The sequence below is a fragment of the Amycolatopsis sp. H20-H5 genome, assembly GCF_035828755.1.
In the GTDB taxonomy this organism is placed as follows: Bacteria; Actinomycetota; Actinomycetes; order Mycobacteriales; family Pseudonocardiaceae; genus Amycolatopsis.
In genome coordinates this window covers 1-23486 of sequence record NZ_JAYMZS010000013.1, presented here as the reverse complement: position 1 = coordinate 23486, position 23486 = coordinate 1, and the positions used below count along the sequence as shown (strand labels likewise).

22 protein-coding genes, 1 tRNA gene and 1 pseudogene are annotated in these 23486 nt (G+C 67.9%); 8 read left to right on the top strand and 16 right to left on the bottom strand.

Annotated features, from left to right (window positions below):
* Positions 1-76: 76 nt before the first annotated feature.
* The 5 genes and pseudogenes from QMK34_RS09950 to QMK34_RS09930 form a co-directional block, all read right to left on the bottom strand.
* Complete coding sequence (locus QMK34_RS09950) at positions 77-454, bottom strand: nitroreductase family deazaflavin-dependent oxidoreductase (RefSeq protein ID WP_326413422.1); 378 nt, start codon at positions 452-454, stop codon at positions 77-79.
* A 9-nt stretch (positions 455-463) separates the two neighbouring features.
* A pseudogene (locus QMK34_RS09945) lies at positions 464-652 on the bottom strand (multicopper oxidase domain-containing protein); the annotation flags it as partial.
* Positions 633-1172 (bottom strand): MFS transporter, encoded by a 540-nt coding sequence (locus QMK34_RS09940; RefSeq protein ID WP_442785125.1) that lies wholly within the window; start codon positions 1170-1172, stop codon positions 633-635. The gene QMK34_RS09940 and the pseudogene QMK34_RS09945, both read right to left, overlap by 20 nt.
* A 226-nt stretch (positions 1173-1398) precedes the next feature.
* Complete coding sequence (locus QMK34_RS09935) at positions 1399-7272, bottom strand: DUF7507 domain-containing protein (protein ID WP_326413419.1); 5874 nt, start codon at positions 7270-7272, stop codon at positions 1399-1401.
* A gap of 91 nt (positions 7273-7363) precedes the next feature.
* Positions 7364-7834, bottom strand: a complete 471-nt coding sequence (locus QMK34_RS09930) for a MarR family winged helix-turn-helix transcriptional regulator (protein ID WP_326413418.1) — start codon at positions 7832-7834, stop codon at positions 7364-7366.
* A gap of 73 nt (positions 7835-7907) precedes the next feature.
* Between QMK34_RS09930 and QMK34_RS09925 the strand changes: the two genes are divergently transcribed.
* Complete coding sequence (locus tag QMK34_RS09925; RefSeq protein WP_326413417.1) at positions 7908-9104, top strand: FAD-dependent oxidoreductase; 1197 nt, start codon at positions 7908-7910, stop codon at positions 9102-9104.
* A 12-nt stretch (positions 9105-9116) separates the two neighbouring features.
* On the opposite strand, the gene dcd is transcribed toward QMK34_RS09925, so the two are convergent.
* The gene (gene dcd, locus QMK34_RS09920) at positions 9117-9698 is read right to left on the bottom strand and encodes a dCTP deaminase (protein ID WP_326413416.1); all 582 of its coding nucleotides are present in this window, start codon (positions 9696-9698) and stop codon (positions 9117-9119) included.
* Positions 9699-9718: 20 nt separating this feature from the next.
* The gene (locus QMK34_RS09915; RefSeq protein WP_326413415.1) at positions 9719-10921 is read right to left on the bottom strand and encodes an oxygenase MpaB family protein; all 1203 of its coding nucleotides are present in this window, start codon (positions 10919-10921) and stop codon (positions 9719-9721) included.
* A gap of 105 nt (positions 10922-11026) precedes the next feature.
* On the opposite strand from QMK34_RS09915, the gene QMK34_RS09910 reads away from it, so the two are divergent.
* Positions 11027-11100, top strand: a tRNA-Gly gene (locus QMK34_RS09910).
* A gap of 259 nt (positions 11101-11359) precedes the next feature.
* Here the strand turns inward: QMK34_RS09910 and QMK34_RS09905 are convergent.
* The 7 genes from QMK34_RS09905 to QMK34_RS09875 all read right to left on the bottom strand — a co-directional run bounded on the left by QMK34_RS09905 (position 11360) and on the right by QMK34_RS09875 (position 16582).
* Positions 11360-11770, bottom strand: coding sequence for a type II toxin-antitoxin system VapC family toxin (locus QMK34_RS09905; RefSeq protein WP_326413414.1), 411 nt, complete (start codon positions 11768-11770; stop codon positions 11360-11362).
* Positions 11767-12018: a hypothetical protein gene (locus QMK34_RS09900; protein ID WP_326413413.1), complete on the bottom strand. Its 252-nt coding sequence runs from the start codon at positions 12016-12018 to the stop codon at positions 11767-11769. The genes QMK34_RS09905 and QMK34_RS09900 overlap by 4 nt, the downstream gene beginning before the upstream one ends.
* Positions 12019-12141: 123 nt before the next feature.
* Positions 12142-12795 (bottom strand): hypothetical protein, encoded by a 654-nt coding sequence (locus QMK34_RS09895; RefSeq protein WP_326413412.1) that lies wholly within the window; start codon positions 12793-12795, stop codon positions 12142-12144.
* Positions 12796-12998: 203 nt separating this feature from the next.
* The gene (locus QMK34_RS09890; protein ID WP_326413411.1) at positions 12999-13349 is read right to left on the bottom strand and encodes an MmcQ/YjbR family DNA-binding protein; all 351 of its coding nucleotides are present in this window, start codon (positions 13347-13349) and stop codon (positions 12999-13001) included.
* 95 nt (positions 13350-13444) lie between these two features.
* On the bottom strand, positions 13445-15142 hold the full coding sequence (locus QMK34_RS09885) for a bifunctional metallophosphatase/5'-nucleotidase (RefSeq protein ID WP_326413410.1): 1698 nt from the start codon (positions 15140-15142) through the stop codon (positions 13445-13447).
* A gap of 110 nt (positions 15143-15252) precedes the next feature.
* Entirely contained in the window at positions 15253-16068 is an 816-nt protein-coding gene (locus QMK34_RS09880; RefSeq protein ID WP_326413409.1) for an alpha/beta fold hydrolase, read from the bottom strand.
* Positions 16069-16087: 19 nt separating this feature from the next.
* Entirely contained in the window at positions 16088-16582 is a 495-nt protein-coding gene (locus QMK34_RS09875; RefSeq protein ID WP_326413408.1) for a GNAT family N-acetyltransferase, read from the bottom strand.
* A 168-nt stretch (positions 16583-16750) separates the two neighbouring features.
* On the opposite strand from QMK34_RS09875, the gene QMK34_RS09870 reads away from it, so the two are divergent.
* On the top strand, positions 16751-17392 hold the full coding sequence (locus tag QMK34_RS09870; RefSeq protein ID WP_326413407.1) for a VanZ family protein: 642 nt from the start codon (positions 16751-16753) through the stop codon (positions 17390-17392).
* On the opposite strand, the gene QMK34_RS09865 is transcribed toward QMK34_RS09870, so the two are convergent.
* Positions 17333-17509 carry a hypothetical protein gene (locus tag QMK34_RS09865; RefSeq protein WP_326413406.1) on the bottom strand — a complete coding sequence of 59 codons (177 nt, stop codon included), beginning with the start codon at positions 17507-17509 and terminating at the stop codon, positions 17333-17335. The genes QMK34_RS09870 and QMK34_RS09865 overlap by 60 nt on opposite strands.
* Before the next feature lie 50 nt (positions 17510-17559).
* Here QMK34_RS09865 and mug point away from each other — a divergent pair, with 50 nt between their 5' ends.
* On the top strand, positions 17560-18150 hold the full coding sequence (gene mug, locus QMK34_RS09860) for a G/U mismatch-specific DNA glycosylase (RefSeq protein ID WP_442785123.1): 591 nt from the start codon (positions 17560-17562) through the stop codon (positions 18148-18150).
* On the opposite strand, the gene QMK34_RS09855 is transcribed toward mug, so the two are convergent.
* Positions 18151-18354, bottom strand: a complete 204-nt coding sequence (locus tag QMK34_RS09855; RefSeq protein WP_326413404.1) for a hypothetical protein — start codon at positions 18352-18354, stop codon at positions 18151-18153.
* Between the two features lie 364 nt (positions 18355-18718).
* Between QMK34_RS09855 and QMK34_RS09850 the strand changes: the two genes are divergently transcribed.
* From QMK34_RS09850 to QMK34_RS09835, 4 genes are all read left to right on the top strand, one after another.
* A complete protein-coding gene (locus QMK34_RS09850; protein ID WP_326413403.1) occupies positions 18719-19513 on the top strand; it encodes a response regulator transcription factor in 795 nt (264 codons plus the stop codon).
* Positions 19514-19652: 139 nt separating this feature from the next.
* The gene (locus tag QMK34_RS09845) at positions 19653-21497 is read left to right on the top strand and encodes an acyl-CoA dehydrogenase (protein WP_326413402.1); all 1845 of its coding nucleotides are present in this window, start codon (positions 19653-19655) and stop codon (positions 21495-21497) included.
* Positions 21498-21734: 237 nt separating this feature from the next.
* A complete protein-coding gene (locus tag QMK34_RS09840) occupies positions 21735-22010 on the top strand; it encodes a GlsB/YeaQ/YmgE family stress response membrane protein (protein WP_326413401.1) in 276 nt (91 codons plus the stop codon).
* 157 nt (positions 22011-22167) lie between these two features.
* On the top strand, positions 22168-22458 hold the full coding sequence (locus QMK34_RS09835; RefSeq protein ID WP_326413400.1) for a GlsB/YeaQ/YmgE family stress response membrane protein: 291 nt from the start codon (positions 22168-22170) through the stop codon (positions 22456-22458).
* The last annotated feature ends 1028 nt before the right edge of the window (positions 22459-23486 follow it).

Sequence of the window (23486 nt, the reverse complement as noted above, 5' to 3'; positions counted from 1 at the left end):
GGGACACGGGGCGGAAAACTATCACGAACGAGTTACGACGACGACCGCCATTCGTCGCAGTCCGCGCCGGTGAGTCTCAGGTCTCCAGTCGCAGTACGTAATCGATCTTGTTCCACTTCAAGGCTCGCACCGCCCGGCGGGAGAGGAACGTGCTCGCCTCGTCACTCGGCACCACCGTGCTCTTCGCGATCACGAGGGGCTTGCCGAGCCGGACCAGCACGCCCCCGCCCGCGGCGGTCAGGTTGCGGACCCAGTCGCGATCGCGGCCGTACGGCAGCGCCACCACGAACCCGCCCTCGATCCGGAACGCCGTCACCGGCGTGCGGTACTTCCGGCCGGACTTGCGCCCGACGTGCTCGACGATGGCGAGCGGCGGCACCCGGCCCGCCCACAGCCGCATCACCGGGTTGGCGAAGGCCCTGTTCATGCGCGCGAACCGATCGGCGAAAGACATAACCCCAGCTTAACCGCGATCAGGAGGTCCGGAGGTCCGGAAGTCCGCCATCATCGCCATGTCCTCGTGTTCGAGGTTGTGGCAGTGGAAGACGTAGTTGCCCGGGTAGTCGGTGAACCGCACGGCGATCTCGGCGGACTCGGCGGCCCGCACGTCGACGGTGTCCTTCCAGCCGCGGTCATATGGGCCCGACGGTCTGTTCTGGTGAAGGGGACTTTGCAAGGTTGAGTCGAGGGAAAGTCTCCTTCAGTCGCGACCCCAGGCTTTGCCGTGTGCCCTGATGGGAGCCTTCACGGCGTTTAACGCTGTCATGGTGGCCTTCAGGGGACGCATGAAACGGACCGCGGTACGCGGGCGGCGCGACCTCGGCGATGTACGCCGGGCCGATCACCGACGCGACACCGATCGCGATCCCGCCGACCACGCGCCACAGGGCGAGGTCCCAGATCGCGAACGGGAACATCGCGCCGATCGCGCTGACCAGGAACAACACGGCCGCGAGCTGCATCGTGCGGATCCGGCCGATCCGGTCGGACAGCAGCCCGCCGAACCACGCGCCCGCCGAGGAACCGATGAGCGCGCTCGACACGGTCAGCCCGGTGATTCCCTCGCCGACCTCGAAATGCTGACGGATGCCGATGACCGCGCCGTTGATGTTCGAGCTGTCGTAGCCGAACAGGAACCCGCCGACGGCGGCCGCCCCGGCGATGAAGACCACGTGCGCCAGGTGCTGCTGCCCGGCGCGCTCCCCGGTTGTCGAACCCGTCACCACTAACCCCTTACGCAAGATACTTACCTACCCGAAGCAACCTTCCCACTGGTCTGAACCGCCCACCCGCACGCGCACCCCCACCCCCTCACGCAACTCGTCGACGAGTTGTGGTTTCTTGATCGCGAGAGACCACGACTCGTCGACGAGTTGCGGGGCGTCAGCGCTGTCAGCGTCAGCGTCGGAGGCGGAGGCGGAGGCGGCGGGTGGTCAGGAGCAGGGCGGCACCGGCGACCAGGAGCGCGAGGCCGGTGATGCCCGGGGTCCAGGGGTTGTAGCCGGTGTTGGGCAACGATGGCGACGTCGGCGGCTCCGGGACGGCCGGGGTGCCGGGCGCGACGACCTTGACCACGGCCTTGTCGGTGTCCTTCACCGGCGGGCCGGGCTGGTCGGTGTCGGGGTCGCCGGTCGCGGTCGCGATGTTCTCGACGTCGCCGGACTGCCCCGCTTTCGCCGTGCAAGTCCATTCCTGGTGCGCGCCGGGCGCCAGCCGTTCGAACCGCCGGTCGCAGGCCATCGCCGTGTTGTCCAGGATCTCCACCGGCGCCAGGTCGACGTTCCCGGTGTTGGACACCCTGAGCGTGTACGTGATGGTCCCGCCGGGGCTGATCGTCGGATCGGCCTTCTTCACCAGGTCGATCCCCGGCTTCGCGACCTTCGCGACGGCGTCGGCGGTCGAGGTCACCGGCTTGCCAGCCGGGTCCGTCCCGGTCGCCTTCACCGTGTTCGTGACGTCGGCCTGGCCCATGGTCAGCTCGCAGGTCACCGGCGCGGCGGACTCGTCCGGCTTGAGCGTGCCCACCTTCACCGAACACCCCGGCGCGATCGGGTCGTCGAGCGTGACGTCGGTCAGCGTGACGTCGCCGGTGTTCTTGACGACGACCGTGAAGGTCGCCTTCTGGCCGGGGAGCACCGGCTTGACCGGGCCGGTCTTGGTGACCGTGATCCCCGGCCCGATGACGTCGACCACTGCGTCATCGCTGCTGGTCACAGGCCTGCCGGTGGGGTCGTCCCCGGTCACGTTCGCGACGTTGGTGACATCTTCACGGGCGACGAGCGAGCACTGACGGCTCTCGCTCGCGCCGACCGCGAGGGTCTCCACGCGGAAGCCGCAGGCCGCGACCTTGTCGTCGGTCACGACCACCGCGGACAACGGCACGTCACCCGTGTTGGTGATGGTGACGGTGAACGTCACGGACTCGCCCGGCCGGACCTGCGCGGGCGACACGTCCTTGACGATCTCCACCACCGGATGGATGACGTCGACCTTCGCACTGCCCTCGCTGGTCACGGGTGGACCGGTCGGCGGCGTCCCGGTCACCTTCGCGACGTTCACAACGTCGTCGGCGGGGGCGGCCATCGTGCAGGTGTAGCGCTGCACCCCGGCGGCGGGCAGGGCGCCGATGGTCCGCGCGCAGTCCGGCGCGATCCCGTCCGCGACCGTGACGTCACGCAGTTCGGTGTCGCCGCTGTTGGTCACCACGATGTCGAAGGTGACCGGGTCACCGGCCCGGAAAGGCCCGCCCCGCAAGGACTTCGTGATGCCGATGCCCGGGTGTCGCACGGTGAACGTCGCCGTGTCCAAGGCGTCGACCGGGCGCTGCGTCGAGTCCGTGCCCGTCACCTTCGCGGTGTTCGTGAAGCCTTCGGGCCCGGCCACCGTCGTGCAGGTGTACGCCTCCTGCGCGCCGGGGGCGAGCGTGTCCACCGTGTGCGCACAGGCGGGGGTTCGATCGTCCACAACGGACACCGCGGTGAGCGGAACGTCGCCGGTGTTGCGCACCGAGATCGCGAACGTCACCGTGTCGCCCTCGCGCACCTGCTCGGGCGAGGCGTCCTTGGTGATCGCGATCGCCGGGTGGATCACGTCGACCTTGGCGTCGTCACTGGAGTCGACCGGCCGTCCGGTCGGGTCGGTGCCGGACACCTTGGCGACGTTGGTGAAGTCGTCCGTTCCCGCCTTGCCGGTACAGGTGTAGGTCTGCACCTCGTCGGGCGCCAGCGCCTCGAAAGTCCCGGCGCACGAGGGATTCAGATCGTCCACAACGGACACCGCGGAAAGCCGGACGTCGCCGGTGTTGGTCACCGCGATGGTGTAAGTGACCTCGTCACCCGCGCGCACGACCGAGGGCGCGGCCTCCTTGACGATCTTCACGGCCGGGTGGATGACGTCGACCTTGGCGTCGTCTGTGGTGGTGATCGGCGGGCCGGTCGGTGGCGTCCCGGTCACCTTCGCGACGTTCACGACGTCGTCGGCGGGCGCGACCATGGTGCACTCGAACGTCTGCACCGCCTTGGCGTCGAGCTTGTCGAACGTGCGCGCGCACGCCGGGGCGATCTCGTCGGCGACGGTCACCGCGGTGAGCGGCGCGTCACCCGTGTTGGTGACCGTGATGGTGAACGTGACGGTGTCGCCCGCCCGGAACGGACCGTCCTTGACGTCCTTCGTGATGGACAGGCCGGGGTGCAGCACGGTGAAGTTCGCGTCGGCCGTGGCGTCCACCGGCCGGTTGGTCGGGTCGGTCCCAGTCACCTTCGCCGTGTTCGTGAATCCTTCGGGCCCGGCCACCGTCGTGCAGGTGTACGTCTGCTCGGCGTCGACGGCGAGCGCATCGAACGTCTTGGCGCAGGAAGGAGTCCGATCGTCCACAACGGACACAGCGGTCAGCGGGACGTCACCGGTGTTCTTCACCAGGATCGAGAACGTCACCGTGTCGCCCTCACGCACCTGCGTCGGCGAGGCGGCCTTCATGATCGCGATATCGGGGTGGATGACGTCCACCACGGCGTCGTCGACAGCCGTGACAGGCCGGTTGGTGCCGTCGGTGCCGTTGACCCGCGCGGTGTTGGTGAAGTCGTCCCGCCCGGCGATGAGTGTGCAGGTGAAGGTCTGCTTCGCCTGCGGCGCGAGGACTCCGAGCCGCTTCGCGCAGTCCGGGGCGAGCGAGTCGGCGACGAACACGTCCCGCAACGGGCTGTCGCCCGTGTTGGTGACGCTGATCGTGAAGGTCACGGTGTCGCCGGGCCGGACGACGGTCGGCGTCGCGTCCTTGGTGATCGCGATCCCCGGATGGATGACGTCGACCGGGGCGTCGTCGGTGGCGGTCACCGGCGGACCGGTCGGCGGCGTGCCGGTCACAGTGGCGACGTTGGTGAAGTCGTCCTTGGGCGCCTTCGTCACGCAGCCGAAGCTCCAGGTGCCGCCCGGCGCCAGCGGCTCGGCGAGGGTCTGTGCGCAGTCCGCGACCAGCGGATCGGCGACCGTCACCCCGGTCAGCGGCACGTCACCGGTGTTCTTCGCGGTGAGCTGGAAGGTGACCTGGTCGCCCTCGCGGAACGGGCCGCCCTTGACGTCCTTCGTCAGCGTGATCCCCGGATGCAGCACGGTGAACGCGGCGGTATCGGTGGCGTCGACCGGCCGGTTGATCGGGTCGGTCCCGGTCACCTTCGCCGTGTTCGTGAACCCTTCGGCCCCGGCCACCGTCGTGCAGGTGTACGTTTGCTTTCCTTGCGGTGCAAGGGTTCCCAGCGTCTTCGCGCAGGCCGCGACCAGCGGATCGGTGACCTCGACCCCGGTCAGCGGGACGTCACCGGTGTTGGTCGCGGTGATCGTGAACGTCACCGTGTCGCCCTCACGCACCTGCGTGGGGGTGGCGTCCTTGACGATCGTCACGGCCGGGTGGATGACGTCGACGACCGCGTCGTCGGTCACCTTGAGTTCGCGGCCGAGCTGATCCTTGCCGGTCGCGGTCGCGGTGTTGGTGAAGTCGTCGGCCGGGGCGGGCGTCGTGCAGGTGAACGTCTGCTTGGCCTGGGGCTCGAGCCTGCCGATGGTCCTCGCGCAGGCCGGGGTCCGGTCGTCGGCCACGGCGACGTCGGTCAGCGGCACGTCACCCGCGTTGGTGACGGTGATCGTGAAGGTGAGCTGGTCGCCCTGGCGCACGACACCCGGGTTCGCGTCCTTCTGGATGGTCAGCCCGGGGTTGATCACGGTGACCGTGGCCGACGCGGTGTCGGTGACCTGCTGCCCCGAGAGGTCGGTGCCCGCGGCGGTCACTGTGTTCTTCGTCGTCTTCGACGGGTTCGCCGTGCAGGTGAACGTCTGTTCGGCGCCGGACGCCAACGCGCCGTCGAGGGTGCGCGAACAGGACGTCGTGGTGTCGTCCGTCAGCTTCACCGGGTTCAGCGGGCTGTCGCCGGTGTTGCGCACGGTGATCGTCCAGGTGACCGGCTCACCCGCGTGGATGACCGTCGGAGTGGCGGTCTTGGTGACGTCGATCGCGGGCGCGATCACCGGCGCGGGCGCGTCGGCCCTCGCCGTCACCTGCTTGCCCAGCGAATCGGCGCCGGTGACCGTGGCCGTGTTCACCCCGTCCGGGATCGGCGCGGTCGCCGTGCAGGTGAACGTCCTGCTCTTGCCGGGGGCGAGCGCACCCGGCAGCGTCCGCACGCACGACGGCGTCTTCGGGTCGGCCACCTTCACCGAGGTCAGCGGCACGTCACCGGTGTTGGTGACGACCACGGTGAACGTCACCGTGTCGCCCGCGCGGTAAGCCTTCTTGTCGGCCTGCTTGGTGATGCCGATCGCCGGGTGGACGACGTCGACCGACACCGTCGAGGTGCCGTCGAGCGAGTCACCGAGCGCACTCGTGCCGGTCACCTTCGCGCTGTTGGTGAAGTCGTCGCCGGGCGCCGTCGCGGTGCAGGTGTAGCTCTTTGTCGCGCCGCCCGCGAGGTCACCGACCGTCTTCGAGCAGGCCGGGAACGCGCTGTCCTCGACCGTCACCCCGCTGGCGGGCGCACCACTCGGATTGGTGACGACGATGGTGAAGGTGACCTGGTCCCCGGCGTGCACCACCCGCGGTTCGGCCATCTTGGTGATCTGCAGCTCGGGCACCGGCGTGGAGAAGGCGAGGTTCTGCGCGAGGTAGGAGTCGCCGGTGGTGCCGAACCCGAGTTTGGCGCTGGTCGCGCCCGCCGGGATCGAGTTCGTGTTGAAGGACTTGGCATCCACGCTGTAGTTGTTCTTGACGTTCGGCGAGGTCACGCCGTCGACGTTGGAGATGAAGAAGTTGTCGGTGGCGCCGGTGGCGGGCTCGGCGGCGGCCTTGTCGTTGATCAGGAACTGGTCGCCCTTGATGCCCCAGTCGCCCTCGTACGCGGTCACCCCGACGTGCGCGTCGGCCGCGGCGGCGCGGAACCCGGTGATCGTGGTGTTCGTGATCGGGTCGGTGTTGTTCTGGCGGACGTGGCCGTCGTAGACGAAGACCTCACGCTTGTTCGGTGCGTAGTCCGGGTTGCGCTCCGGGTAGGAGTACACCAGCGCGACCGACCAGCCGCCCATGCAGTTGAAGCCCCTGGGCGCCCACACATTGCCGACGGTCAGGTCGACCGCGGACCCCGTCGGGACGCTGGAAAAGGCGCTGGTGACGTCGGCGTAGGCCGAGTAGTACTGGCCGCCGGTGAAAGTGTTCGACGGGTCTTCGGTGTAGGAAACGGGCGCTATGTCGACAGCTTTGCCATTTCCGACGGTGAGCCGGACCGATTGCTTGTCCGGGGTCCCCGGCGGCAAGATGGCGGGCAACCGGTTGTTCCGGTCCTGGCATAATTTCGTCGGCGACGCAACACCCGGCGAAAGGCTGTACACGCCAGTGTTACCGGCCCAGTTGAGCCGCGCGAATTCGATTTTCGCGCCCGGCGGAACGGTCACCGCCGACGAGCTGGAGTCGAACGTCCCGGCATCGGAGTCGACGTCCGCCCACTGCATGAAGAAGTTGTCGTTGACCCTGGTGTCCGTGCGGTTCGCGGTGTTCGCGCAGGTCGCCGGGGTGTTCCCGCTGCCGGTGCTCGGCGCGTTGTCACCAGCCACCGGGCAGCGGACGACACCGTTCCCGCCGTAGAGGAAATCGCCGTAGACCACCTTGTTGTAGTTCAGCGCGAACGGCTTGACAATAGTGGCTTCGGACGGTGCGTTCGCCAGCAATGTCGTACTCGCGAAAACCAGCGCGAGTACGACGAGCAGTCGAAGCGTTTTCCCCGGAACGGTCATGCGCGCAACCTCCGAAAAGGCAAAGAAGACCCGGGAAGCCTCGCACGTTTCAGCGACCCGCGCGCCGTTCACCACTCCACAAAGGACAAAGTCACCCGGTGAGGGGACCTGTGATCATCTCGGCGGACTCGTGGGTGAGCTTGGCGGCTTCACCGAGGAACTCGATCACGGTCGCCAGCTGCTCGTCGGTGTAGCGCTCGCACAGCCGGACGGTCGAGGACACGATGTGGTCCCACAGCGGCGCGGCGGCCGCGACGGTCGCCAGGTCGAGCTCGATGAGCACCTTGCGCCGGTCGGCCGGATGCGGCAGCCGCCGCACCAGGCCCTTGCCCTCCAGCCTGTCGACCAGCGCGGTGACCGACGCCGGCGCGAGCCCGGAGTACCCCGTGAGGTCCTTCGGCGTCAACGGCCCGAGGCGCGCGAGGTAGTCGCAGACCTTGCTCTCGACCGCCGAGAGGCCGCGTTGATCGGCGATGGCGGTGTGGAACATGACCGTCTCCGTGGACAACTCCCTGGCCTTGAGCAGCACTTCTTCGACCAAACTCGCCCGTTCGCTTGACACGACGACCAGCCTAGCCCACTCTTTAGTTCGGCAGAACGAATTAGTTTCTAAGATATTCGATGGGGAGAAGGACATGACGAAGGTACTGATCATCGGCGGGGGCATCGCGGGCACGATCACCGCGATCGCCTTGCACGAAACCGGCCACGAACCGGTCTTGCACGAGGCGTACGACCGCACGGCCGAAGGGGTCGGCGCGTTCCTCACCCTGGCCGTGAACGGCCTGGACGCGATGGCCCCGCTGGGGCTGAAAGACCTGGTCAGCGGCCTGGGCTTCGCGACCCCGCGGATGACGATGGGGCTCGGCAACGGGCGACGGCTGGCCGAATTCGGCTTGGGCGGGCCGCTACCGGACGGCACCACCACCCAGACGGTGCTGCGGTCGGACCTCTACGTCGCGCTGCGCGACGAAGCCGCCCGCCGCGGCATCCGGGCGGAGTACGGCAACCGGCTGATCCGCGCGAGCCAGACGTCCACGCAGGTCAGAGCCGAGTTCGCCAACGGCACGTCCGCCACGGGCGACCTGCTGATCGGCGCGGACGGCCTGCGCTCACAGGTACGCCGGATCATCGATCCGGACGCGCCTTCACCGCGCTACGTCCCGCTGCTCAACACCGGCGGCTTCGCCAAGGGGCTGTCGCTCGGCGACGAGCCCGGGGTGATGAACATGACCTTCGGCAAGCGCGTGTTCTTCTGCCACGTCGTCCACCCGGACGGGTCGGTCTGGTGGTTCGCGAACGTCCCGCGCAAGAAGGAACCGACCGAATCCGAGCTGTCCGGCATGGTCGGCGAGCGGTGGCGCGCCGAACTGTTACGGCTGCTGTCGGCCGACAAGACCCCGGCCGCGTCGATCGTCCGCGCGACGAAGGAGGTCTACCAGCCCTGGCCGACCTACGACTTCCCGTCGGTGCCGGTCTGGCGAAAGGGCCGGATGGCGATCATCGGCGACGCCGCGCACGCGACGTCCCCGTCCGCGGGCCAGGGCGCGGGGATGGCGATCGAGGACGCGGTCACGCTGGCCCGCTGCCTCCGCGACGTGCCGGACCACGAGCGCGCGCTCGCGACGTACGAAAGCCTGCGCCGCGAACGCGTCGAAGCGGTGGTCGAGCGCGGCAAGCGCAACGGCGACGACAAGGCCGCCGGGCCGGTCGGCCGGGTGATCCGGGACCTGTTCCTCACCCGGATGTTCAGCAAGCCCACCGCGGCCGATGACCCGAACGAGTTCATGTGGAAGCACCACGTCGACTGGGACGAGAAGGTGACGGCCTGAAGGGGCCCAAAGTCACCGCCAGGTGTCGACGCGGTGAAAGTTCTTGTACGCCCGGCTGGGTGTCGGGCCGCGTTGCCCCTGGTAGCGCGAGCCCGCGGCGCCCGAGCCGTACGGGTGCTCGGCGGCGCTGGAGAGCTGGAAGATGCAGAGCTGGCCGATCTTCATGCCCGGCCAGAGCGTGATCGGCAGGTTCGCGACGTTGGACAGCTCGAGCGTGATGTGGCCGGAGAACCCGGGATCGATGAACCCCGCGGTGGAGTGCGTCAGCAGCCCGAGGCGCCCGAGCGAAGACTTGCCCTCGAGGCGCCCGGCGAGGTCGTCGGCCAGCGTGACCTTCTCGAAGGTGGACCCGAGCACGAACTCGCCGGGGTGCAGGACGAACGGGTCCTCGCCCTCCTTCTCGACCAGCGAGGTCAGCTCGTCCTGCTGCAGCTGCGGGTCGATGTGGGTGTACTTGCTGTTGTCGAACACGCGGAAGAAGCGGTCGAGCCGGACGTCGATGCTCGACGGTTGCACCATCGTCGGGTCGAACGGGTCGACCCCGAGACGGCCGGCGTCGAGCTCTTTGCGGAGGTCACGGTCACTGAGCAGCACGCGCGAAGCCTATCCGGCGCTCAGGCGGCCTTCATATGCTGGGCATACGTGGTGTCGGGAGCGAAGATCTTCTCGAGCCGCCGCACATAGGCCCGGCGCCCGGCCCGGCCGATGGTCTCCTGCAGCGCGGTGGCCCCGGGAATGAGCCGCCGAGCCGTCTCGGCGACGAAGTTGACCCCGGCCGCGGCCAGCACCGCGGCCTGCGCGACCGGATCGTTCGGCAGCTCGAGGAAGTCGGCGTTGGTCTTGCCGAGCACCAGCCTGCTGATCGACGAGTGCACGGCCACGGAAACGTGCGACAGCACCTTGCCGACCGCCCCGCGCCCCTCACCGATCGCCGCGTGCGACTCGAGAAGCGCCTTGGCCAGCCGTTTCGAGTCGTCGTCGGGCACGAACTCGGTGGCGGCGAGCAGCCAGAGCATCCGCCAGGCGTCGTCCTCGTCGGCAGGCAGGAGCTCCTCGTCGACCCCCATCAGCCACCCGATGTACCGCCACAGATGCAGAATGTCGGCGCGCTCGCGGTCGGTGTAGCGGATGCCGAGCAGCTGCGTGCCGAAGACGTAGACGAGGGAGAAGAGCAGAAGCGTGCCGGTGGTCTGCACCTGGTTGACCGGACGATCCCAGGCGTCGTAGTCCCAGTCCTCCCGGCGGTTCATCGCGGCCCGGACGTGCGCGTGCACCAGCCGGATCCGCAGAGCGGAGGCGTACCCCTGCTCGCGATGCTTGAGCGCGCCAGGCGTGGTCACCTGGATCCACCAGGTCGCGGTCTCGACCAGCCGCCGAGTGGCCTTGTACTCGATCTCCCCGGTCCCGACCAGCGACTTCGCCGCCCGCGACGCGAGATACCCACCCATGAGCGCCATGTCCCCGAGCGGAAAGAGCCCGATCAACCCGGCCCGTGTGATAGCCCGCGCCCCACGATCAAGCCGCTCGTAGTCGACCCAATACGGAGGCGCCTCAACGCTGCCGAAGAAGGCCTCCAGCACCGGCGGCAGCTCGTCGACATCCTCCGTGAGCGCCCGCTCGAACAGCCCGCGCCCCTGCGGATTACCCCGCAGCCACGCCACGACATCATCGGCCAGCGGGTCCTCGACCTGCGCGAACCCCCGCAGCCGCTCGATCTGCCGCGCGTCACCACGGATGTCACCCGCGATGAACAGCCGCTGCGCGAGCTTGAACCCGCCCTCGCGGAACAACTCGGGATCCGGAAGCCTGCCGTCCATCGCTGGTCACCTCGCACCCTGGACAACAAGTGTTGTCACTTGCACGGTACGCCCCAAGGGGCCTTGGCAGGAGGAGATCCGCACCATGTATGCTTGCTGCGCACTGCGGATGTAGTTCAATGGTAGAACATCAGCTTCCCAAGCTGAATACGCGGGTTCGATTCCCGTCATCCGCTCCAGACACAGAGCCCCAGGTCAGCGGTTGTCCACTGTGGACCTGGAGCTTTCGTTTGCCTCCTCTCAGGCCAACCCGGGCGCAGTATCCGCCAGCAGCGGCTGCCAAAAGCTCGGATCAGATCAGGGCAGCAGCGGACTGAAGCACGCTCGACAGTCACGCGAGACGGTGCTGATTCAGATCAGCTACCAGTTCAGGAAGCTTGCGGTTACGGTCAGCTAAAGGCATACCAGAGGTCGACAGACTGGCACAGCATTCGTGTTTTAAGGCAGCAGCGTGAATGCTCCGATATGGCGCGGCCGCACTACCGAGAAATGCCTTTTATCCAGCGTTGCCACCCGCGTCACACCGAGCCGTTCGGCCAGCGCGATCACGCACGCATCGGCCGTGCCCAGCGGCAAGTCCGCGTACTTCTCGACCAAATCCGCGGCTCGCGCGATATCCGCGAGCATCATTGATTCGACGGTATAAAGACCGTCAGCCACGTCACGGAGAAAATCCGCTTCGGCCTGAGCTCCAGCACGGGAGCCGAGCATGTAGCCGATTTCGACAAGCAACGGCTCCGGAAGCACCAGCGGCTCAAGAGTCGAGGAAAGCAGTTCTGTGCATCGTTCATGATCGTCGTCACGACGGTTTCCCATTGCCACCACGACACCGGTGTCGATGATGATCACGCTGTCTTGCTCGACTCTCCACCGAGTTCGCGACGCACGATGTCCTTCGCACGCCTGCCCAAGTCGGCCTCGCCGTCGAAGATCCCGACTGTCCGGAACTGCCGGCGAGGTCGCTCTACGGCTGGCTCTTCGGCCAGCTGCCGGAGAAGCTCCAACGCAGTGGACACGCGCTCGTCAGGCACAGCGTCGAGCACGCGGTGCGCGTCCGCGCGCGACTCCACCGGCTCTCGACTTCCCTCGGTAGTCATAAGACAAGTCTAGGCGAACCGCCGCCACCGGGCCGGACTTCCGGCACTCGGTCGACGGGTTGTCTCGGTTGCACTGGAGCAGGGACAGGAGGTGCGCGCGGGCCGCTGCCGTCCAAAGGCGGGTCAGCCTTCGACGAGCTCCCACTCGCTGCCCGGCTCGGCGCGGTCGTAGACCTGGCCAGGCGCTGCGGTCAGGACGCCGACGACGTCCGGGTAGAGGCGTACGACGTGCTCGAGTTCCAGGACCTCGACCTCGAACTCCTCCGCCTCCAGCACCGCGAAGCTGACGAAGAGCCAGGCACCGTCCTGCTCGCGGACGACCTGGCGGACCACGCCCGCGGATGTCCCTGCTTCCGTCGGGATCTCGGCGAGGTCGGTGCTGACCTGGACCTCGGTGACCGGCGAGCCGGGGTGGGTCCAGGCGGCGATCCGGGCCTGGCGGATCTCTTCGTCCTCGGCCTCGTTGTCGGAGTCGGCGACCGAGCTCAGCAGCCAGGTGCGGCGGTCCGGGTCCCAGTCGGCGGCCATGCCGGTCGGGAGGCCCGCGAGCGCGGCGATTTCGGGGATGCGGTCGAGCGCGTCGTGCAGCGGGAGCGAGACGAACTGGGCGCGGTTGACCTCCATGTCCTCGGAAAACTCGGAGCCGTCGCTGATGAACCAGTCGTCGTCATCGTCCAGGACGACGAACGCGAGCTCGCCGACGTCCTCGAGAAGCGATTGGGCGAAGATGACCGGCGCCTCGGGATCCTGCCGCAAGGGCCACTGCTCGGTCGACATGCTCGCTCCCACGTGTTGTCCGGGCTTTGATCGCCCCCATCCCACCACTCCGACCCAGCCGCGCCGGAAGGGGGCGTGCCTCGGGCAGGCCGGGCCACTGCGAATCACCGCGGCGACGCCCGCTGAGCACACTGCGGCCCGACGGCTCGCCGCACGTGACGCCCGTCTGGTTCTGCTGGAGATCCCCGTCGGTCGGTGGTTGCTCACGGGTTCGGCTCAGCGGACCGTTCCTTGAGGACCTTCGCCGGGGCCTTGGCGCGCCAGGCCTCTTCGAGCAACTCGACCAGCTGCTCGCGCCCGACCTTGTCCAGGTCGACCAGGATCGAGGCGTACCCGTCGTAGTGCGGGGTGGTGTAGAACGCCGGGTCGCCCGAGGCGAGCAGGGCTTCCTTCTCCTCCATCGAGCAGACCAGCATGAGGCCGCCCTCGGCCTCCTCGCGCAACCGCGCGAACAGCTTGCCCGCCACCTTCAGCGCGGGCGTGCGGTACGACGTCGACTCCTCGACGCCCGGCAGCCCGGACGAGAGCCGGACGACTTCTTCCCACGTAGTCATGCCCCCCATCCTCCCCCGCCCGTCTCGAAGAAAGGGAAGTCCCTGAAGGCCACCATGACGGCGTCTAACGCCGTCATGGTGGCCTTCAGGGGCAACTAGGGGAGCAGGGTGATGCGGTCCGCGGGCGGCGGGGCGACGCCCGGGTGCGCGCCGAGGTAGGCGAGCAGGGCGTCGAGGTCCACCGGGCCGCCGGCCAGGTTGGTGCCCTTGGTGAACTCGGCGAAGCCGTCGCCACCGGCGGCGAGGAAGTTGTTCACCGACACGCGGAACGTCGCGGCCGGGTCGACCGGCGTGCCGTTGAAGGTGATGTTCGAGACCTTCGAACCGATCGCGGCGGCCGCCGAGTACGAGTAGTGCAGCGCCTTCGAGATCTGCAGGATCTTCGTGCCGCTCGCCGAGAACTGCTGCTCCAGCACGTTCTTCAGGTTCGCCGCGGTGAGCGTGATCGTCTGCATGATGTTCGCGAACGGCTGCACGGTGAACGCCTCGCCGTAAGTCACGACGCCGTCGCCCTCGCCGTTCGCCGACGACTTGTACGTCAGGTCCGCGCGAATGCCACCCGGATTGGTGATCGCGATCTGCGCGCCGTTGGCCTGGGTGCCTTCCAGCTGCGCGTCGGTGATGACGTCGCCGAGCGCCGACTCACCGGAGGCCACGCCCGCCGCGTTCAGGTCGGCGGTGATGGTGCCGACCTTCTTGTTCGCGATCGGGCCCGCCTTGGTCTTGGCCTCGTCGACCAGCTTCTGCGCGGCCGGGTCCGGGGTGACGTCGCGGGTGACGATCTCGTTGTGCGCCACGGTCGCGCTGCGCACGACGTCGCGGGTCTTCCTGTCGATCTTCAGGTCCACCACGGACAGGAGCCTGCCGAACGACGCGCCCTGGATGACCGGGCGCGGCTGACCGGCCGGGTCGTTGATCACGCAGTTGTACTGCTGGTGGCTGTGGCCGGTGAAGATCGCGTCGACGTTCGGGGTGACCTTCGCGGCGATCACCGCGGCCGGGCCGGGCCGCAGCTTGCAGTCGTCGGGGCCTTCGACCTCGGTGTTGTCACCCTGGTGCATCAGCACGACCTGCGACTTGATGCCGAGGAAGTTCAGGATGTTCGAGGTCCGGTTGATGGCCTCGACCTCGTCGCCGAACTTGAGGCCCTTGATGGCCTCCGGGGTGACGACCGAGGGCAGGTCCTTCAGTGTGGCGCCGATGATGCCGATCGGCACGCCGCCGGAGAACTGGATGCTGAACGGCAGCAACGCGGGCAGTCCGTTGGTGAAGTACACATTGGACCCGAGGAACGGGAAATTCGCACCGGAGAACGACTTCTGGAACTGGCAGCCGTCCGTCGGGTGGCACCCGCCGAACTGCATACGCTGCAGCTCCTTGTAGCCCTCGTCGAACTCGTGGTTGCCCACGACCGACGCCTTGACGCCGATCTGGTTGAGGAAGTCGATGGTCGGCTCGTCGTGGAACAGCGCCGAGATCACCGGCGACGCGCCGATGTTGTCGCCCGACGAGAGCACCAGCGAGTTGCGGGCCTGCGACTGCAGCTGTTTCACGTGCGTCGCGAGGTACGCGGCGCCACCGGCGTCGACGGTCGTGCCGTTCGACAACGTCACCCGGCCGCTCGAACCGCTGGGCGGTTCGAGGTTGCCGTGCAGGTCGTTGAAGGCGATCAGCCGGACATCCGTCGTCGGGTCGGGCCGGTGGGCCGCCGACGCGGATGTGGCCGTCATCGCGACCGTGGCCAGCGCGGCCGCGGCGATGACCGCGGTCCGGCGCAGCAGAGACTTGCTCATTCTTCCTCCGATTCGGGCGCCCTGTCACCCCAAGGGGCGCACGGCGGAGGAGTCTGCCTGGCGAAACGGAGTATCGCCAGAGCAAGAAGCCGGACGATAGGTAAACGTAGCTAAGAGTTTTCCTGGCTCGCGCGGACGAGGCGTGACTCTCTGCTCCCGGTCAGCAACACACCGGCGACGAGCTCGGGATCATCGCTCATCGGCACGTGCCCGCAGCCGGGAAGGACCAGCAGGTCGGCCCCGGGTGCGACCTTCCGGAGGTCCTCGGCGCGCGGGCGGGCGAGGATGCGGTCGTGCTCGCCCCAGGCGATGGTGACCGGCAGGCCGGACACCGGGCCCTCGAAGCGGAAACCGCCGCGGGCGTGGGCCAGCGTCGGAGCGAAGCCGGGCGCGTCGGCCATCGCGTGCATGTCGTCGAGGACCACGTCCGGGCTGAGCAGGGCGGGCCTGCCGACGATCATCCCGGTCATCACGGCGCGCCCGGCGGCGGTGGACGCGAGCCGCCGCGCGGTGCGTTCGGGCATCCGCTGGGCCACGGCGCGGTGGGTGCGCAACATGCTCAGCGCGTACCGCTGCTGCCTGAGCGTCCAGAGCCCGGCCGGGGAAAACGCCGTCACGCTCCGGACCAGGCCCGCCTGGCCGAGCGCGAGCGAAAGGAGTCCCCCGAGTGAGTTACCCGCGACGTGGGGGCGGTCGAGCCCGAGGTCGGCGAAGAACTCGGCGAACGTCTCCAGCGCGGGCTCGATGCCGTACGCGCCTTCGCGGGGCGGCGACTCACCGAACCCTGGCAGATCGACCGCGATGACCTCGCGATACGGCGTCAGCAGCGGGATGACCGGCGCCCAGGCCTGGCGCCGGTGACCGACCCCGTGAATCAGGACCAGTGGTTCACCACTACCCGTGCGATCGAAGACGACGTCGTCCATAACCGCAGCGTAGGTTGTGTTACCGAAGTTTGCTAGTACTTGTGGTAACAGGTAAATACATGCGCTGACGGGTGAGCGAAGGGTCCCGCGGCAGCCGTTCGGGGTCACCCTCGGGGACGAACCCCCAACGCTCGTAGACCCGCAGAGCGCGAACGTTGCCGACGACGACTCGCAGCCCGACGCGCTCGGCGCCCGCAGCGGCGGCGGCCGCACACACCGCGCCGATCAGCTGATCCACCAGCCCGGTGCCACGCGCTTCCGACGCCACCCACATCGACACGAGGTCCCAGTCGGCCGCGTTCACGCGCCCGCCGGCCAAGCCGACCGGCACTTCGCCGTCGAAACCGGCGAAGTACGCCGTCTCGAGCATGCGGGCGTCCCAGTCCGACGCGGTCAGGACGCTCTCGTCCGCCACCGTCGTGTTGAAGGCCTCCGGCGATTCGGTCACCGCGCGTCGACGCAGCTCGCGCAGGAGGTCACGATCCACCGAGGTCAGGCGCCGCACTTCGATCACCGGCCCAGGATGCCACCGGGGTCACCTTCGGGAACACCGATTATCGAGGCCGACCGGCCGACCGGCCGATCGGCCTGCCGGGCATCGGCCAAGTGGCCGATCCCGGGCGGCCCTCGTCCGGCCCTTCGACCGAAGTGGCGCGATCTGGATCTTCGTAACGTTCACTGCATGACGAACGCACAGGTCACGGCACTGGAGTACGGACTACTCGCCTTCCTCGCGGTGTGGGCGATCGTCCTGGTCCCGCAGCTGATCACGCAGTTCGCGCGGCACGGACGGCTCGTCCTCCGCCCGCTGCTCACCACGGCGGCGGTGCTCCTCTACTCCTGCATGACCCTCGCGGTCGTCTTCCTCCCGCTGCCCGCCCCCGGCGCGCGCCGGCTCAGCCAGACCGTGCAGCTGCACCCGTTCCAGTGGATCACCGACATCCACGGCGAGCTGGTCAAGCACGGGCTCTCGATGACCGACTGGTTCACCACCCAGACCTTCCAGCAGGCCGCGATGAACGTGCTGCTGTTCGTCCCGCTGGGCGTGTTCGCGCGGATCCTCTGGCGCCGCGGGCTGATCGGGACCACGCTGATCGGCTTCGCCGCCTCGCTGCTGATCGAGATCACGCAGCTCACGGCCAACTTCGGCACGGCGCCGTTCGTCTACCGGATCTTCGACGTGGACGACCTCATGACCAACACCCTGGGCGCTTCGCTCGGCTGGATCGCCGGGGCGCTGCTCTTGGCGCTGCGGATCGTCCCTTCAGCGCTCCAGCTGGAGCCTGCCCGGAGCGAGCGGGTCCACCTCGCCCAGACGCGATAGGCGGGCCTTGCGCCGCTCGGCGTCGCGCCGGGCGGCACGCCTGTCCTCCAGCACGACCACGAGCGTGGCCAGCGCGAAGACCAGTGCAACCAGGCCGAGAATCAGCGAGAGCTGCACGGAGCCTCCTCGATACGACCTTGTGTGCGAGATCACACAGCGTACGCACTATGTTGCCGCTTGGCCACCCCCGGACGGAGGACGTCAGGGAAACTGCAGCGGTGAAGCCCACCAAGGAGCAGCTGGCCGCCGCGCAGGACACGACCATCCCCGACCTGCTCGCGCCGGAACTCGACGTGCTCTTCTGCGGGATCAACCCCGGCCTGTACTCGGGCGCGCTGGGCCTGCACTTCGCGCGGCCCGGCAACCGGTTCTGGCCCGCGCTGCACGGCGGCGGTTTCACGCCGCGGCGGTTCGACCCGAGCGAGCAGGACGCGCTGCTCGGGCTGGGATTCGGCATCACCAACGTCGTCGCCAGGACGACCGCTCGCGCCGACGAACTGAGCGGCGACGAGCTCCGCGAGGGCGGCCGGATCCTCACCGCGAAGGTCGCCGAGTACCGGCCGCGCTGGCTCGCGGTCGTCGGGATCACGGCGTACCGGACGGCGTTCGGGCGGTCGAAAGCGCAGGTCGGGCACCAGGATGAGGAGATCGGCGGGGCCAGGGTGTGGGTGCTGCCGAATCCGAGCGGGCTGAACGCGCACTGGACGCCCGCCGGGCTGGCCGTCGAGTTCGGACGGCTTCGCGAGGCCGTGCGTTAGCTACTTCGCTGAGCAATCGGCTTCGGTCCACGTGGCGGCGAGGTCGCGGCACACGACGCGGACCGACCCGGCGAAGCAGGCGATCTCGTGGCTGCAACCGGCCTCGGCTGGCAGGATCTCGTCCAGCGTCACGTCCCGGTGCCAGGGCGCGCGGGGCCCGTCGTCCGGGAGGTCGAACTCGCGACCCCCGGTAATACACGTCACAACTTTCGATTGTCCCTGAAGGCCACCATGAGGGACTCTAACGCCCTCATGGTGGCCTTCAGGGACCGTGGTGCAGCGCGGGAAACGCACCCTCAGTAGCGCTGAGGTCTCCCGTTCGGGCACTGGGCTCGGAAGGGCGGGCACCCGAACTGCCTGGTGTTACGGAGAGTTTGCTGCAACCCACAGATACGACTGTGAGGGGGAACTCGCGTCACAAACCCAGAGCTACTGACTCGTAATAAACACGAGGTGTCATTCCTGTCCGGTCCCAGCAGGGGGGATCGGGTGGCGGCGGACCGGTGCGCAAGGGGGCGCGCCCGGTAGGTCCGTGGCCCAGGAGTGACGTGTGAGACGGAGGCCCGCGATGCGCAGCATCGAGCCGAACCGAGTTCCCGCCAACCAGGCGGGGGCTCAGCTGACCGGCGGCCGCAGTCTCGGTGTCGCCGCGATCGACCCGATTCCGATTTTCCGCGAGGGGCTCGCCGCCCTGGCACATCGCACCCACGGGCTGCACTGGGCTGGCCACGCGGCCAGCCATCACGCGGCGCTGCAGATGTGCGAGCAGCTCAAGCCGGACGTCGTGCTGCTGGACTCCGCCATCGACCCGAACTGCCACCTCACGAAGCTGCTGAGCACCGGCGACCCGGCCCTGGTCATCATCGCGATGATCAGGGACACCAACCGCACGCCGCAGTACCTGGCCGCCGCGATCGCCGCCGGGGTGCACGCGATCGTGCCCCGGTCGACCGACGCGCGGCGCCTCACCGAGGCGATCCGGCGGGCGCACGTCGACCGCCGCTACATCGACCCGTCGCTCGCCGCGCTCACCGCGCGGCCCAAGCGCCAGCCCGCGCCGGTGGCCGACGGTGACAACCGCCCGGCCACGAGAATGCCGATGCCGCTGTCCCGGCGCGAGTACCAGGTCCTGCAGCTGGTCGCCGAGGGGCTGGAGAACTCGGGGATCGCGAAGATCCTGTTCCTGTCGGTCGAGACCGTCCGGACCCACGTGAAGAGCATCCTGCGCAAACTCACCGCACGCGATCGCACGCACGCCGTGACCATCGCGTTCCGGGCCGGAATCCTCATCGTCCACGCCGACGACTCGCACGTTCCCACCGTCACACCGCCCGCCACATCCGCAGCACCAGCCCCTCGCTAGGGGCCCGTTCGGCTGATCTGTGGCACCCGGAAGCGGGGTGGCTCTTGCCCCGGTTACCCACAGGTAATATCCTGAAGTTACCGGCCAGTAGGGGAACAGCGAGCCCAGCCGGACAGCCGAACACAAACGGAGTGACGACATGGGCCACTACAAGAGCAACGTCCGAGACCTGGAGTTCAACCTCTTCGAGGTACTCGGCGTGCAGGAACGCCTTGGCAAGGGCGTGCTCGAGGAGTCGGACGAGGAAACCGCGCGCGGTGTGCTTTCCGAGCTGAACAAGCTCGCGACCGGTCCGCTGGCGGACTCGTTCGCCGACGGCGACCGCAATCCGCCGGTCTACGACCCCAAGACTTTCAGCGTGACGCTGCCCGAGTCCTTCAAGAAGAGCTACGCGAAGCTCTACGAGGGCGAGTGGTGGCGCCTCGGCCTCACCAACGACCTCGGCGGTTTCGGCCTGCCCCCGACCGTGCAGTGGGCCGCGTCCGAGCTGATCCTCGGCGCGAACGCCCCCCTGTTCATGTACATGGCGGGCCCGAACTTCGCGATGATCGTGAACAAGAACGGCACCGAAGAGCAGAAGCACTGGGCACAGCTCATGATCGACCGCGCCTGGGGCGCGACGATGGTGCTGACCGAGCCGGACGCCGGTTCCGACGTCGGCGCGGGCCGCACGAAGGCCATCAAGCAGGAGGACGGCTCCTGGCACATCGACGGCGTGAAGCGGTTCATCACCTCGGCCGAGCACGACATGTCCGAAAACATCGTGCATCTGGTGCTGGCGCGGCCCGAGGGTCCCGGCATCGAGACGCGGCCCGGCACCAAGGGCCTTTCGCTGTTCCTCGTGCCGAAGTTCCACTTCGACACGAAGACCGGCGAGCTGGGCGAGCGCAACGGCGCCTACGTCACCAACGTCGAGCACAAGATGGGCATCAAGGCCTCGACGACCTGTGAGCTGACCTTCGGCGCTCATGGCACCCCCGCCAAGGGCTGGCTGCTCGGCGAGGTGCACGACGGCATCGCGCAGATGTTCCAGGTCATCGAGTACGCCCGGATGATGGTCGGCACCAAGGCCATCGCGACGCTCTCGACCGGGTACCTCAACGCGCTCGAGTACGCCAAGGAGCGCGTCCAGGGCGCCGACCTGCCGAACATGCTCAACAAGACCGCGCCGCGGGTCACCATCACCCACCACCCGGACGTCCGCCGCTCGCTGATGCTGCAGAAGGCGTACGCCGAGGGCCTGCGCGCGATCTACCTCTACACCGCGTCGTTCCAGGACCAGCTGTGGACCGGCGACGGCGACGAGGCTTCGCTGAAGCTCGCGCACAGCGTCAACGACCTGCTGCTGCCGATCGTCAAGGGCGTCGGCTCCGAGCGCGCCACCGAGCAGCTCGTGCAGTCGCTGCAGACGCTCGGCGGGTCCGGCTTCCTGCAGGACTACCCGATCGAGCAGTACATCCGTGACGCCAAGATCGACTCGCTGTACGAGGGCACCACGGCGATCCAGTCGCTGGACTTCTTCTTCCGCAAGATCGTGCGGGACAAGGGCCAGTCGCTCGCGTTCGTCGCCGGTGAGATCACCAAGTTCATCGAGTCCGAGGCGGGCAATGGTCGGCTGAAGAACGAACGCGGGCTCCTCAAGCAGGCCTTGGAAGACACGCAGGGCATGCTCGGCTCGCTGATCGGCTACCTGACCACCTCGCAGGAGGACGCCCAGAACATCAACAAGGTCGGCCAGCACACGGTCCGCCTGCTGATGTCGGTCGGCGACCTGCTCATCGGCTGGCAGCTGCTCAAGCACGCCGAGGTCGCCATCGCCAAGCTGGACGCGGGCGCGTCGAAAAAGGACGTCCCGTTCTACGAGGGCAAGGTCGCCGTGTCGTCGTTCTTCGCGAAGTCCGTCCTGCCGGAGCTGACCGCGCGCCGCGCGATCGTCGAGGCCGCCGACAACGCGCTGATGGAGCTCGACGAAGCTGCTTTCTAGACTGAATGGCCCAACGAAGGGGACTTGTCTCACATTCACCGTGAGGAAGTCCCCTTCGCTGTGTCTGGAGTGGGGAGGGCCCAACGGCCCTCCGGCGGTCCTTCGGCTGCACCCAAGCGGATTCCGGCGACTTTTCGATAACGGAAGGTTTCGCCGGACAGACGCCGGGGCACTAGGAGCGTGACACCGGGCGGCGGACAACGACCGCCCGGTCACTTCGGGCGTAGGGAGTTTTCGATGGGCGTTTCCGGAATTATCAGCGCCATCGTGGTAGGCCTGATCCTCGGCATCCTGGGGCGGTTCCTCGCACCGGGCAAGCAGAGCATTCCGATCTGGCTGACCATCGTGGTCGGCATCGTCGCCGCCTTCATCGGCACCGCGATCGCTCGTGGTCTCGGTTATGCCGAGACAAACGGCTTCGACTGGCTCGAGCTGATCACCCAGGTCGTGATCGCCGCCATCGGCGTTTCGCTCGCCGCAGGGCTGTACGGCCGCAAAGGCGTAACGAGGTAGTACGACCGATCTTCCCGCTGGCCGGGTCCGCCGTTTCGGTGGACCCGGCCAGTTTTTTGTGCCGCGGGTGTCACTCGGTCAGGGGGCTTGGGGCGCGGACCGGCGGAATCGGTGTCACGGTGGTTCGAACCGGAGTCCGCGGCGAGAAGGAGGAATCATGCTCGGTGGTATTTGGGGAATCATCTCGACGATCATCGTCGGCCTGGTCCTGGGCGTGATCGGCAGGCTGCTCGCCCCCGGCGCGCAGAAGATCCCGCTCTGGCTGACCATCGTGGTCGGCATCGTCGCCGCCTTCATCGGCAACTGGCTGGCCGGCGTGTTCGGGGTCCGCGACACCAACGGGATCGACTGGATCCGCCACGTCTTCCAGGTAGCCGCAGCAGTGGTCGGCGTGCTCCTCGCAACCGGCGCATACGCAAAGATCAAGGGCAGCCAGAAAACCAGCTGACCCGGGGCCAGCAGCTTCCCCCGAGACCCTGCGGTTGCCCCGACCACGGGGTTTGCCCCAGACCCTGCGGTCTGCCTCCCAGACCCTGTGGTTGCCCCGACCCTGCGGTCCGACTCGACCACGGGGTTTGCCCCAGACACAGCGTCTCCGCGAGCTCTGCGAGCGGAGACTTCACCGCCGCGCGCCTCTTTTGGGCCCGCCAGGGCCCCCGCTATTGCGACGGCACCCCGGCCCCATTAGCGCAGACCTGCGCGTGTGCAGAGAAGCCGGGCCGGGGTGGCGGCGCAATCGCGGAAGCGCGCTGGCCAATAAACACAGGCTTCTCACCGTGTCTCAGGACGTGACCACCATTTCTCAGGACGTGGCCACCATGTTTCAGAAGGCGTCCGGAAACTGATGTCACGTCGTCCAGTTTGGCGCCCAGGGCCGCGTGACTGACGGGGACTTTCACACGGTCTGTTCTGGTGAAGGGGCCTTTTGCAAGGTTGAGTCGAGGGGAAAGCCCCCTTCAGTCGCTACCCCAGGCTTGCCGTGTGCCCTGATGGGAGCCTTCACGGCGTCTAACGCCGTCATGGTGGCCTTCAGGGGCACGCATGAAACGGTCATGGCGGTATGAAACGGGCGAATGGGCAGATTTTCCGTCCTCTGTGGAGGGTAAGCGGCTTCGAAGGACAGGTGATCGAGGCTTCGAGCGGCGGCTGCTGCGACAGTTCTCAGACGCGTTCTCAGGACGTGACCACCATTTTTGGGGGTACGTCACGAACTTTGGTCGCGTTCAAAGGTCTGTCTAGAAGCCTGTGTTTATTGGCCAGCGCGCTCACATAATCGCGCCGCCACCCCGGCGCGACCTTCGTACGCGACTCGCGTTGAGCACGGAGGGCGCCGGGGTGCCGTCGCGATTCTGGACGGCCCTTCGGGCCGTGAAAGAGGGCGCGCGGCGGTGAAGTCTTCCCTCGCGAAGCTCGGGAAGACCCTGTGGTTGCTTGAACACCGTGGTGGCTGGCTTGGCTGGCTTGGGTGGGTGGGTG